General features: G+C 67.2%; 11 protein-coding genes and 1 tRNA gene. 4 read left to right on the forward strand and 8 right to left on the reverse strand.

All coding sequences use genetic code 11. The features are described from left to right. Nucleotides 1–4: 4 nt before the first annotated feature. From ABL308_04330 to ABL308_04345, 4 genes are read right to left on the reverse strand one after another with little or no spacing between them, the layout of a single operon-like run. Nucleotides 5–490, reverse strand: coding sequence for a MarR family transcriptional regulator (locus ABL308_04330; protein XBQ17108.1), 486 nt, complete (start codon nt 488–490; stop codon nt 5–7). Further along, nucleotides 474–1,094 (reverse strand): hypothetical protein, encoded by a 621-nt coding sequence (locus tag ABL308_04335; protein ID XBQ17109.1) that lies wholly within the window; start codon nt 1,092–1,094, stop codon nt 474–476. The genes ABL308_04330 and ABL308_04335 overlap by 17 nt, the downstream gene beginning before the upstream one ends. Continuing rightward, a complete protein-coding gene (locus ABL308_04340) occupies nt 1,091–2,125 on the reverse strand; it encodes a transporter substrate-binding domain-containing protein (GenBank protein XBQ17110.1) in 1,035 nt (344 codons plus the stop codon). Before ABL308_04340 ends, ABL308_04335 begins: the two co-directional genes overlap by 4 nt. Continuing rightward, complete coding sequence (locus ABL308_04345) at nt 2,103–3,332, reverse strand: hypothetical protein (GenBank protein XBQ17111.1); 1,230 nt, start codon at nt 3,330–3,332, stop codon at nt 2,103–2,105. Before ABL308_04345 ends, ABL308_04340 begins: the two co-directional genes overlap by 23 nt. 243 nt (nt 3,333–3,575) lie before the next feature. On the opposite strand from ABL308_04345, the gene ileS reads away from it, so the two are divergent. Continuing rightward, complete coding sequence (gene ileS, locus ABL308_04350) at nt 3,576–6,716, forward strand: isoleucine--tRNA ligase (protein ID XBQ17112.1); 3,141 nt, start codon at nt 3,576–3,578, stop codon at nt 6,714–6,716. A 206-nt stretch (nt 6,717–6,922) separates the two neighbouring features. After that, nucleotides 6,923–9,610 (forward strand): leucine--tRNA ligase, encoded by a 2,688-nt coding sequence (gene leuS / locus ABL308_04355; protein XBQ17113.1) that lies wholly within the window; start codon nt 6,923–6,925, stop codon nt 9,608–9,610. A gap of 32 nt (nt 9,611–9,642) precedes the next feature. Here leuS and ABL308_04360 read toward each other — a convergent pair whose 3' ends face one another. Further along, the gene (locus ABL308_04360) at nt 9,643–9,915 is read right to left on the reverse strand and encodes a histidine kinase (protein XBQ17114.1); all 273 of its coding nucleotides are present in this window, start codon (nt 9,913–9,915) and stop codon (nt 9,643–9,645) included. A gap of 131 nt (nt 9,916–10,046) precedes the next feature. Here ABL308_04360 and ABL308_04365 point away from each other — a divergent pair, with 131 nt between their 5' ends. Further along, nucleotides 10,047–10,331 (forward strand): 4a-hydroxytetrahydrobiopterin dehydratase, encoded by a 285-nt coding sequence (locus ABL308_04365; protein XBQ17115.1) that lies wholly within the window; start codon nt 10,047–10,049, stop codon nt 10,329–10,331. Here the strand turns inward: ABL308_04365 and ABL308_04370 are convergent, their stop codons facing one another. Continuing rightward, nucleotides 10,332–10,796 carry a hypothetical protein gene (locus ABL308_04370; protein XBQ17116.1) on the reverse strand — a complete coding sequence of 155 codons (465 nt, stop codon included), beginning with the start codon at nt 10,794–10,796 and terminating at the stop codon, nt 10,332–10,334. A gap of 112 nt (nt 10,797–10,908) precedes the next feature. Here ABL308_04370 and ABL308_04375 point away from each other — a divergent pair, with 112 nt between their 5' ends. Then, nucleotides 10,909–11,715, forward strand: coding sequence for a MipA/OmpV family protein (locus ABL308_04375; protein ID XBQ17117.1), 807 nt, complete (start codon nt 10,909–10,911; stop codon nt 11,713–11,715). A 107-nt stretch (nt 11,716–11,822) separates the two neighbouring features. Here ABL308_04375 and ABL308_04380 read toward each other — a convergent pair whose 3' ends face one another. Then, on the reverse strand, nt 11,823–12,206 hold the full coding sequence (locus ABL308_04380) for a hypothetical protein (GenBank protein XBQ17118.1): 384 nt from the start codon (nt 12,204–12,206) through the stop codon (nt 11,823–11,825). Between the two features lie 260 nt (nt 12,207–12,466). Continuing rightward, nucleotides 12,467–12,542, reverse strand: a tRNA-Ala gene (locus tag ABL308_04385). Nucleotides 12,543–12,584: the final 42 nt, after the last annotated feature.

The raw sequence follows: 12,584 nt of genomic DNA on the forward strand, positions 1-12,584 counted from the left end.
TCGCCTAGCCGGCGTCTGAATCGATCGCTTCACCGCCAAGAAGGATCGGGCTCGCATCGAGCGTCTCGGCGTTCATCAGCGCAGCGACGCGCTGCAGCGAGGCGATCAGCATGTGCCGCTCCCAGCTCGGCAGCTTTCTGAACGCGTCGATGAAACCCGCCTGCAGAAGCTGCGGCGCGCCGCGCGCGATCTGTTCGCCCTTTTCGGTGAGCTCGGCGAGCACCGCCCGGCGGTCGAGATCGCTGCGCGCCCGCTGAACCAGCCCCGCGCTGGTCAGCCGGTCTAGGATCGCGGTCACGGTGGGCTGGCTGAGCGAGACCTGGCGCGACAGCGCGCTGGGCTTGGTCGCGCCGTTCTTCGCCAGCGCCTGGAGCACCACCAGCTGGGGCGCGGTGAGGCCGGTCTCCTTGACCAGCGATTTCGAGCGGAGATCCACCGCCCGGATGATGCGCCTCAGCGCGATCAGGATTTCGTCATGGTCGTCGGCCACTGTCGTCGTCGTCCGTCTCCTCGGCCACCTCGGGGGGCAGCTCGGCCAGCCACGGTTTCGTGCCGGCGTCCTCTACACGGTTCATCAGCGCGGCGAGGCTCAGACCCGCCCAGGCCGCCTGAAGCGCCAGAACAGGCCAGTTGCCGTCCACGTAAAGCACCGGCATCTGCAGCAGCGCCGCGGCCAGGTTCGCACCGAGATAGGATTCCCGGCCGATTCCGCCCGCAGCGAAGGCGAGATACGCCATTGCGTACGTGAAAACCGACACCCAGCCAAGCGCTTCAAGAGCGAGCGGCAAATCGGTCGCGATCAGCCAGGCCGCGACGAGGCCGGCGACCAAGGCCAGCCAGCGCGCCGCGGGCACTTTCAGCCGGACGCCGAGCGGTTTCATTCCGCTCAGCGCCACTGCGCTCGTCACCAGCCAGAACCCGTTATTGACCACCGGATGCCAGGACCCGATCGCAAACGAGCTGGCGATCAGGAAGGCGGCCGAGACCAGATTCGCGGCGAAATACGCCGTCTTCGGATAGCGCCGGTACAGCGAGAAGGCGGCGTGGTTGGCCAGATAGCCCGCCGTGCCGATCCAGCCGAGCGTCTCGATCATTCGGAGATGGCGAGATGCATGTTCTCGACCAGCAATTCCCGGCCGGCCTGCGGCCCGTCCAGCACCAGCACTTCGGACGTGTCGCTCATGATCGCGTAAAACCGGTTGTCGCCGGCCGCTTCGGTCATGCTCGTGCTCCAGCCGCACACCGCGACGCGCGAGCCCTGCGGAAGGGCGTATCGGTCCCCGGTTAGGGGGTTCGTGGCGAGCACGAGCGGCACGTCGTCGGACGCGACGATCTCGGCGACCGTGTCGCAGCCCGCCAGCGTGCCGGTGCGCCGGTCGCCGAGCGGGATCAGCTCGGCCTGCTGCAATCGCGCGAGGCTGGCGTTGAAGGCGTCCCGCATCGCATCCGCGCCGGGCGGGAAGATGACCTTAAGCGGCTGCGCCTCGTCGTCGACCTGCGGCAGAGCGGCGATCAGGGCGCGTTCGGAGGCGAAGTCGCGGCGCAGCACCTCGCGGGCGACCCGGCCGGTGATCGGCAGAAGTTCGATCTCGCCGTCGATCAGGGCGGCGAGCGCTTCCTGCTCGTTCTCGAACGGCTCGACCCGGCCGTCCGCTTCGGCCGCCGCCAGCAGCCGGTCGATCTCGCCGCCGAAGCGGTAGCCGCTGACATTGCCGTAGATCTCCTCGCCGGTGAGCGTCGGCGGACCGTCCGGATGGGCGCGCCGATTGTAATAGATCCGGCTGGTCACCTCGAAAACGGGATCGGAGAACAGAACCTCGCCGATCCGGTCGTCGGTCTCGAAAAACGGATAGGCCGCCATCGCGCGGCCGCGCTCGACCTGGTCGTACACATAGGCGAAGCCGAACCGGCGCACGCGCGGCTCGTAGCCCATGTCGTCGAACACGGTGCGCACGATTTCGGTGACCGGCCCCGGCGCGGCGCCCTGCGCCTCGACATAGGGCGGCCAGACGCCGGTGTAGACGTCGACCGTCTCCGGCGCCGCCTGACGGGCCGAAGCGGTCCCTGCGGCGAAGACCAGCGCGGCGAGCGCGGCGAGAAGCTTATTTCCGCTGATAGCGCACATAGATCACGGTGAGCAGCAAGATGAGGATGAGGCCGGATCCGAGCAGGAAGTCGCTGTCGGCGGCGGCGATGATGCGAAGAAGCAGCGAGCCTTGCTCGTCGGTGTAGCCGAGCGCGGGCCGCAGCATGACCTCGCGCGAGAAACTGATGGCGGCGAAGATCGCTTCGAGCACGGCGACCGCACCGATGCCGAACAGGATGAGCCCGGTGACGAACTCGCTGCGCCGTGTGCGGGCCGCGCTGATCTCCTTGATCTTGCCCGAGCTGAGCTCGACCAGCTGCGCGCCGTTCGCTTTCAGCGCGTCGATCGACCAGGTGTCGAGGATCTCGCTGACGAGCTTCTCCTTGCGGCGGTTGAGCACCGCGCGCAGGCTCTCGTACTCGATCTGCAGCATCTGCATGCGCGAGCGCGCCCTTAGAAGCGACTGCTCGGCCCGGCGCGGGCGCCTGGCGGTGAGCGCGTCGGCGACGATCTGGCGCGTGCTTTCGTTCGCCCAGTCCTGCGCCGACCAGAAATACTGCGCGATGCGCATCGCCGACAAAAGGAACTGGGTCTCCTTCGGCCCCTCCTCGCCGTCGGGCTCGACGATCAGATAATTCAGCCAGGTCAGCGAGTAATGCGCCTCGCCGGCGAGGATGTCCCCGGCGTCCTCGGGGCGGATCGTGTTCTTCAGCCAGTCCTGCACCAGCGGCGCGGTCGCGGGATCGGCGCGCTCGGCTTCGCTGATGACCAGCGCGCGGGAGGTATGGCCGTGCTCGACCTCGCCGCACCGCGCGGGGTTTCCTTCGAGAAGGTCGCCGGTCAGCCGGCCCATCCTTTCCAGGAGCGCGCAGAAGGCGCTGACATGGCCCTTATAGGCCTTATGGCTTTCGGTCTGGCTCCAGCCCTCGAGATCGCCGTTCGCCGCGTCGACATCGTCGAAGCGCACCTCCGCGATCGCCACGCCGCTGCCGTAGATGTGAAACCGGACCTCAGGCTCGCCGGCCTTGTGGCCGGGCTCGAAGATCGCCACGCGCAGATCGAACCCGTCCACGGCGATGTCCTTCCAGCGCCCGGAGCGTTCGGCGTCCTTGTTGACCAGCGTGACATCCTCGGACGGCAACGCGGCGAGCCGTTTCATCAGCCCCGCATACTGCTCGGTCGCCGGCGTCACTCCGGCGGCGAGCCTGTAGCCCGTCCGGATCGGCGTCATGGTGTAAAGCCGCATCCCATCCCCCTCGGCCTTCGGCTGGAAGCTTAGAGGACGAAGCATCGAATTCAACCACTGTCAGGCGAGGTACTCGCGAGCGCGCGCCGCGCCCGCCTTGACCCGGACGCGGCCAGGGAGTACCGCCGCAGGAGGTCCGGCTTCAGCTCCGAAGCCGGGGGTTTCCCTGCTCCGCCGCGCCGCCGGGCGCATCCCGCCGCCCACTTCCCGCGCGGAGCGGCAAGTCGCGTTACGAGGACGATCATGGCCGAGGCCGCCTCCACTTCCCAGACCCGGCGCTTCGCCGCCGCACCTTCGCCCGCCGAGCTGCCGAAGGTGGACCGGGAGATTCTGGAGTTCTGGAAAGCCGACGGGACGTTTCAGGCCTCGATCGACACCCGGCCGGAGAACGATCAGTTCGTCTTCTATGACGGCCCGCCGTTCGCGAACGGGCTTCCTCATTACGGCCACCTGCTGACCGGTTTCGCCAAGGACGTGATCCCGCGCTACCAGACCATGAAGGGCAAGCGCGTGGAGCGCCGCTTCGGCTGGGACACGCACGGCCTGCCTGCAGAGCTGGCCGCGGAGAAGACGCTTGGGATCTCCGGCCGCAAGGCGGTGCTCGACATGGGCATCGACAAGTTCAACGCCGCCGCCCGCGGCGAGGTGATGAAATACGCCGGCGAGTGGGAGGACTATGTCACCCGCCAGGCGCGCTGGGTCGATTTCGAGAACGATTACAAGACGCTCGACATCAGCTTCATGGAAAGCTGCCTGTGGGCGTTCAAGCAGCTCTGGGACAAGGGGCTGGTCTACAAGGACTACCGCGTCGTCCCGTATTCCTGGGCGGTGGAAAGCCCGCTGTCGAATTTCGAGACGCGGCTCGACAATTCCTACCGCAACCGCACCGACCCGGCGGTGACGGTGAAGTTCACCCTCAAGGACGGCCAGGGCGATCTCTCCGGCGCGAAATTCCTGATCTGGACGACCACGCCCTGGACGCTGCCGTCCAACCTCGCCTGTGCGGCGGGCGCGACGATCACCTATGCGATCCTCGAAAAGGACGGCGAGCGGCTGATCCTGTCGGCGAACGCGATCGAGAAGTACAAAAAACAGCTCGACGGCTATGAGCAGACCGGAAGCGTGACCGGCGCCGAGCTCAAGGGCCTGCGCTACGTCCCGCCCTTCGCCTATTTCGAGGGCCGCGAGAACGCCCACCAGATCCTCAACGCCGAGTTCGTCACCGACGAGGACGGCACAGGGATCGTGCACCTCGCGCCCGGCTTCGGCGAGGACGACCTCAACGCCTGCCGCGCGGCGGGCATCTCTGTCGTCGTCCCGGTCGATCAGGCGGGCCGGTACACCGCCGAGATCCCCGACTATGAGGGCCTGCTGGTCTTCGAGGCGAACAAGCCGATCACCGATCGTCTGAAGGCGGAAGGCAAGCTGTTCCGCCACGACACGTACGACCACAACTACCCGCATTGCTGGCGGACCGACGAGCCGCTGATCTACAAGGCGGTGGACAGCTGGTATCTGAAGGTCTCGGACTTCCGTGAGCGGATGGTCGAGCTGAACCAGCAGATCAACTGGGCGCCGAGCCACGTCAAGGACGGCATTTTCGGCAACTGGCTGGCCGGCGCGCAGGACTGGAACATCTCCCGCTCGCGCTTCTGGGGCACGCCGATCCCGGTCTGGGTGAGCGACGATCCGAACCATCCGCGCGTGGACGTCTACGGCTCGATCGAAGAACTCGAGCGCGATTTCGGCGTGAAGGTCACCGACCTGCACCGGCCCTATATCGACGAGCTGACCCGTCCGAACCCGGACGACCCCAGCGGCAAGTCGACCATGCGGCGGGTCGAGGACGTGTTCGACGTCTGGTTCGATTCAGGCTCGATGCCCTACGCCCAGGTCCACTACCCGTTCGAGAACAAGGCCTGGTTCGAGCAGAACTTCCCCGCCGACTTCATCGTGGAATACGTCGCCCAGACGCGCGGCTGGTTCTACACGCTGATGGTCCTGTCCACGATGCTGTTCGACCGCCCGCCGTTCAAGAACGCGATCTGTCACGGCGTGGTGCTGGACGAGAACCGGCAGAAGCTTTCAAAGCGCCTGCGCAACTACCCCGACCCGATGGAGTTCTTCGACCAGTACGGCTCGGACGTGATGCGCTGGTTCCTGATCAGCGCGCCGGTGCTGAACGGCGGCGATCTTCTGGTGCCCAAGGAGGGCCGCGAGCTCGCCAGCGTCCAGCGCGAGGCGATCGCGCCTTTGATGAACGCCTACGCCTTCTTCTCGCTCTACGCCAATCTCGAGACCCGCGCGCCGGAGATCGTCACCGAAGCGGACGATCCGCTGGACCGCTACATCCTGACCAAGACCGGCGAGCTGGCCGGCAAGGTCGCGAGCGCGCTCGACGCCTTCGACATCCCGCGCGCCTGCCGCGAGACGGTGGGGTATTTCGACGCGCTGACGAACTGGTACATCCGCCGCTCGCGCGCCCGGTTCTGGGGCGCGGAGGACGAGGCCAGCAAGAACGCCGCGTTCGACACGCTCTATACGGTGCTGGTGAAGGTGTGCCGGATCTGCGCGCCGCTCCTGCCGATCACCACCGAGAAGCTCTACAAGTCGCTGACCGAAGAGCGCAGCGTGCATCTGTCGGTCTGGCCCGACGCAGGCGAGTTTCCGGCCGATCATGATCTGGTGCACGCCATGGATCTGGTGCGCGATGCGGCCTCTGCGGCGCTGGCGGTGCGCGAGCGCGCGCGCCTGCGGGTCCGCCTGCCGCTGAAGACGCTGACCGTGGTGCATGCGGACTCCGCCATGCTCAAGCCCTACGCCGCGCTTCTGGCCGACGAGGTCAATGTGCGCGCGGTCGCCTTCTCCACCGATCTCGACGCCTATGGCGAGGTTCAGTTGAAGCCCGATCCGCGCATTGGCAAACGGCTGGGCAAGGCGATGAAAGACGTCATGGCCGCCGCACGCTCCGGCGATTTCACGCTGAACGCCGACGGCACGGCGAGCGTGGCCGGCGAGACGCTGGCGGAGACCGAATTCGTCCTCGCCATGGTCGCCGAGGAAGGCTCCGCCGCCGAGCCCTTCGCCGGCACGGGCGCTGTGGTGCTGGACACCTCGGTCGACGCCGATCAGGAGCGCGAAGGCCTCGCCCGCGACCTCGTCCGCGCGGTGCAGAGCGCGCGCAAGGACGCCGGCCTCGACGTCTCCGACCGCATCGATCTGGCGATCGCGGGCGGGCCTCAGACGAAAGCCGCCGTCGACGCGCACGGCGATTTCATCAAGGCTGAAACGCTGGCGGTGTCGCTGTCCGAAGACGCCGCAGGCGGGGCTGAAAGCGAAATCGGCGGAGAGACTGTGACGATCAGGGTGGCCAAGGCGGGCTAGCCGCCCCACCCCACCCCGGCCCTCCCCTCGAGGGGAGGGTGGGGCGCTGGTGCGGCGGCCAGGCCCTGACCATGAGACGGGCGGCCGGCTGGCCGACGGACCGACCAGGCTCCCCCTCCCTCCCCCTCGGGGGAGGGCCGGGGTGGGGGGAGCTTCAAACTTCGACCCCGACAACACGCCGATCCGCGGCGAAACCGGAAAGAAACATGACCGAGCAGAGCTACGATTTCTCAGCGCTGGAAACCAAATGGCGCGACTACTGGGACGCTCACGGCGTGAACCGCACGCCGCAGCCGAAACCTGGCGACAAGACCTTCTACGTGCTCGACATGTTTCCCTATCCGTCGGGCGCGGGCCTGCATGTGGGTCACCCGGTGGGCTATCTCGCGACCGATATCGTGGCGCGCTACAAGAAGATGGCCGGCTACACCGTGCTCCACCCGATGGGCTGGGACAGTTTCGGCCTGCCCGCCGAGCGCTACGCCGAGCGCACGGGCGTGCATCCGGCGGTCTCCACCGAGAAGAACATCGCCACCTACAAGCGCCAGATGCGGCTTCTGGGCCTGGGCTATGACTGGGATCGCGAGATCGCGACCTCCAAGCCCGAGTATTACAAGTGGACGCAGTTCATCTTCACCCGGCTCTATAACGCCTGGTACGACGCCGAGGCGGGCCGGGCCCGTCCGATCGACGAACTGCCGGTCCCCGCAGACGTGAAGGCCGAAGGCGCGCTGGCGGTCCAGCGCTATCAGGACGAACGCCGGCTGGTCTATTACGAGACCGCGCCGGTAAACTGGTGCCCCGAGCTGGGTTCGATCCTCGCCAATGAAGAGGTGTTCGACGGCAAGTCCGAGCAGGGCTACGAGGTCGTGCGCATCCCGCTGCAGCAGGTGAAGATGCGCATCACCGCCTATGCGGAGCGCCTGCTGGCCGATCTCGACGGGCTGGACTGGCCCGAGGGCATCAAGGAAAGCCAGCGCAACTGGATCGGCAAGTCTGAGGGCGTGACCCTGCGCTTCCCCGTGGACGGGTCCGATCAGGCGGTGGAGACCTTCACCACACGCGTGGATACGCTGGGCGGCGTGACCTTCCTGGCGCTCGCGCCCGAACACCCGCTGGTCTCAGACCTGACCACCGAAGGGCAGAAGTCCGAGGTCGACGCCTATGTCGAGGCCGCTGCGCGCAAATCCGATCTCGACCGGACGATCGACGCGGAGAAGACCGGGGTGTTCACCGGCGCGGAGGCGATCAATCCGGTCACCGGAAAGCGCGTGAAGATCTTCGTCGCCGATTACGTGCTGCCCGATTACGGCACCGGCGCGGTGATGGGCGTGCCCGCCCACGACACGCGCGATTTCGCCTTCGCGACCGCCTACGGGCTCGACATCGTGCCGGTGATCGATCCGGGTGCGGAGCATCCTGATCGCGCCGCCGTTCTGGCCGGCGAAAAATGCTTCACCGAGGACGGGGTGATGCTGGCGCCGCCGGGCGAGCCCGCGCTCTACCAGGCCGGGGTGAACTGGCGCGTGGCGATGAACGCCATCGCCGATCATCTGGAGGCCGAGGGTCTGGGCCGCCGGGTGACGACCTATAACCTGCGCGACTGGATTTTCGCCCGTCAGCGCTATTGGGGCGAGCCGATCCCGATCGTGCACTGGGAAGACGGCACGCGCACGACCGTGCCCGAAGACCAGCTGCCGCTGACCTTGCCCCATATCGAGAACTACAAGCCGACCGGCCAGGCCGAATCCCCGGTCGCCCGCGCGACCGACTGGCTGGAAGTCACCGATCCCGAGACGGGCAGGAAGGGCCGGCGCGAGACCAGCACCATGCCGCAATGGGCGGGCAGCTGCTGGTATTATCTGCGCTTCAAGGACCCGAAGAACGATGACGCTCTGGTCGGCCCCGAGGTCGAGAAAGCCTGGGGCGCGGTCGATCTGTACGTCGGCGGCGCCGAGCACGCCACGCTGCACCTTCTCTACGCCCGGTTCTGGCACAAGGTGCTGTTCGATCTGGGGTTCGTCTCGACGAAAGAACCGTTTCAGAAGCTCGTCAATCAGGGCCTTCTGACCAGCCACGCCTTCAGGAATTCGCGCGGCGTGGTCCTGCCCGTCGACGAGGTCGAGGAGCGCGGCGAGGGCGAATTCGTGCACGTCCCGACCGGCGAGCGCGTCGAGAAGGTCGGCGCGAAAATGTCGAAATCGCTGCACAACGTCGTCACGCCCGACGACGTGGTCGCGCGCTTCGGCGCGGACGCCTTCCGGGTGCACATGATGTTCATGGGCCCGGTCGAGGCGATGCGCGAATGGGAGACCGAGAAGGTCGCGAGCGCGCTGAAATTCCTGCGCCGGGTCTGGCGTTTCGCCACGAACGCGCTCGAAAATCCGTCAACTGACGAACCCAAGCCCGTTTCGCTGGCGCGCACGAAGCTCGTGCTCGCGATCACCGAGGATCTCGACAATCTGCGCCTGAACACCGGCGTGGCCGAGCTGATGAAGTTCCTCAACGCCGCCGAAGGCCAGCCGATCGGCAAGGAGACGCTCGAGACCTTCATCCGCGTCCTCGCCCCCTTCGCGCCCTTCATGGCCGAGGAGCTGTGGGAGAAGGCCGGCGGCGCGCCGAGCGTGTTCGAAGCGGACTGGCCGCAGGCCGACGCCGCCGAACTCGAAGCGGCGATCGACACGGTCGAGGTGGTCATCCAGGAAGGCGGCAAGCGCCGCGGCGCGGTCGAACTGGCCCCCGACGCCGACGACGAGACGGTGCGAACCGCCGCGCTCGCCTTGCTCGACGGGCTCGGCAAGCCGGTCTCGGCCGTTCCGATGGAACGGGTCATCGTCGTGCGCGACAAGAAGACCGGCCGGGTGAAGCTGGTCAACGTGCCCAGGCTGGGCTGAGCGTTCAGGCCGTCGGCCCGATCAGTCCGCGATCAGGCGACGCCGATGCGCGGCGGACCGCCCTTGCCCGCTTCGCTCGGCCCGAAGGCGCGGTCGAGCGTGGCGGTGCTGTCCTGAGCGAGCTTGATCGCTTCGGTCAGGTGCTGGAGCACCTGCATGTTGTTGTTCATCACGTGCTGGGCTTCCGGCCTGAGATCGCCGGAAATCTTCGTGCAGCGGTGAACCACTTCGGCGCGCAGGGCCAGAAGCACCTCTTCGAGCTTGCGGCCCGCCGGGTTGTCGTCGGAGACGAGAAAGCGCGTCATGACGCCCCTCCTTGCATGCGTGAGCGGGCATGCTTGCACGAGGCCGGATAATTTTACGTGAATGACGCGGCTTGAAGCCTGATCGCTCGCGGGCCAGTTTCCGCCGCGGGCGGACAATCAAGGAGGCCGGCATGGCACAGAAAATCGGCGCGGACGCGCTTTGCGGACAGGTTCCCGGCTGGGAAAAGGTCGAGGGCGACCGTGACGCGGTGCGCAAGGTCTACAAGTTTCAGGACTTCAAGACCGCCTTCGGCTTCATGACGACCGTGGCGCTGAAGGCCGAGCAGATGGACCACCACCCCGAATGGTTCAACGTCTACAACACGGTGGACGTGACCCTCTCCACCCATGACGCGGGCGGGGTGACGGAAAAGGACGTCGAACTCGCGAAATTCATGGACGCGCACGCAGGCTGATCAGCCCGCGTGGATCATCACCGTGTCGAGCAGGACCTGCGCCTCGCCTTCGCCGAGATAGCGGTCGGTTTCGGCCTGTAAAAGCCGGGCGATGAGGTCGGCGTCCGGCACGTCGCCCCAGCGGTACATGCGGCCTGCATAGACCAGAAGCGTCTCCGAATACGCTGCGCGCAGCCAGAGCCGGCGCTGGTCGATCGAGCGCCGCGCGCCGCGTGAGGGCGCGTCCAGCGCGAAGGTCACTTCCAGCATGGCCCGCACGCCGCTGCGCCGGCCGATCTGGATGGCGGTGGAGACCGGCTCCATCCGCACATAGCTCGCCACGTCCTCGCCCACGAGATTGCGGCCCGCCTGACCGGCCGGCGCCGGTTCGGGCGCAGCCGACGGACCGCCCGCCTGGGCTGGCGCAGCGGCGAGCAGAAGCGCAAGGCCGGCGAGACCGGCGCGGAGAGGCGTGAACCTGATCATGGCGTGATCATAGGGGCGCGGTCGTAAAAATTCGGTTCGCCTCGCCTTGCCGAGCGGGTTCACGCCGATACCTTGAGCCTGGACACGCCCGGATCGTGAAAGGATCGCCGTCATGCGCAGCCCGGTCATCGCCCTCGCCGCCGCCCTCGCCGCTTCCGGCGCCGCCTACGCCCAGCCGGCCGCAGGCGGCGACGCGCCGCGCGGGCCGACCCAGTTCATCTCCGCCGGCGCGGCGATGCTGCCCGACTATGCCGGGTCGGACGACTACCGGGTGATCCCGTTCGGCGCGCTGCGGCTCGAGTTCGGCGAGGTCGTCGTCCGGACCGAGGGGCCTGGGCTGGCGGTCGAGCTTCACGAGACCGGCCCGCTGACGCTGGGCGTGTTCGGCCGCTGGTCGGGCGGGCGCGACGAGGTGGACGACGCGGTGGTCGCGCTGCTGCCGGAGATCGACAACTCCATCATCGCGGGCGGGTTCGCCGACCTGAAACTGGCCCAGTCCGTGCTGATCCCGACGGACCGGATCGTGCTCGGCGCACGGCTGGGCGCGGACGTTCTGGGCACGTTCGAGGGCGCGGCCTGGACCGGGTCGGTCAGCTATGCGGGGGCTGTCAGCCGGAAAAGCTTCTTCGCGCTCAGCGCCTCGGTGTCGGGCTTCTCCGACGATTACGCCGACACGCTGTTCTCGATCGACACAGCCGGCGCGGCTGCGTCGGGCCTGCCCGTCTACACCGCCGAAGGCGGGATCCAGGATGTCGGGATCACCGGGATTTACGACTACGGCTTTGGCGACAACTGGTCCGTCACGACGGTGCTGGGCTGGTCGCGGCTCGTGGGCGACTACGCCGACAGCCCGATCGTCGCGGTGCGCGGCGACGAGGACCAATACTTCCTCGGCCTCGCGCTCGGACGGCGGTTCTAAAGCCTTTTTAGCGAAAGTGGGAACCGGTTTCGCGGTTCGAAAAGGCGATAATACAAAGACCTTGAGCGATATCGGGCGATCACGATCGACCGATATCGCTCTAGCGCTCATGCGGATCGGGATCTCAGCGTTTCGAGACGATCGAAGGCGGCGGTGTTGGACCGGCAGCGCTCCGCCGTGACGCCGCGTTTCTGAAGCTCTGCCAGGAGCGTCTCCCACCAGCCGACCTCCCGGCCGCGATCGATCAGCAGAAAGCATCGCGCACCGGAGCCCGCGACCGCTTCGCCGAACGCCTCGGCGTTGCCCTGGATACGCAGATAGGGGTCTGCCGCCGAGGCGTGGTCGAGATCCATGAGGATCGCTTCGGCGTCGAGATCGGACACCAGCGCGGCCATGGTCTCGATCGCCTCGAGCTGGCCGGTCGCAGAGGCGTTACGAGCAAGCTGCCCCCAGACGGCCTCGGGCAGCCATTTCCAGTTCGTCAAAGCCATGACTAAAGAACCGGCGCGCCCCGCTCCGGTTCCCGGCGCCGGCTGCGTACGATCTGTCCTGGTGAGCGGGACCGCGGCGCGCCCGACCGAAGCCGCGGCCTTGAGCCGGGGGAGCGGAACGAGGGAGGACCTGAAAAATGATGGAGTTGGGTGAGCCAAATTCGAACCCGAAGGGTTCGCAAGCGCGACTGCGCGCCCACACCCCGGCTCCCGGCCGGGGGAGGACCGACCGAGCGGATGCGAAAGAGCACTTAGGAAAATGGTGGAGCCGAGGGGAATCGAACCCCTGACCTCGTCATTGCGAACGACGCGCTCTCCCAACTGAGCTACGGCCCCGATCCTGGGAGCGGTCGAGTTACGGCGCGCGCGGGGCGAAGT

The organism is Oceanicaulis sp. (genome assembly GCA_040112665.1).
In the GTDB taxonomy this organism is placed as follows: Bacteria; Pseudomonadota; Alphaproteobacteria; order Caulobacterales; family Maricaulaceae; genus Oceanicaulis.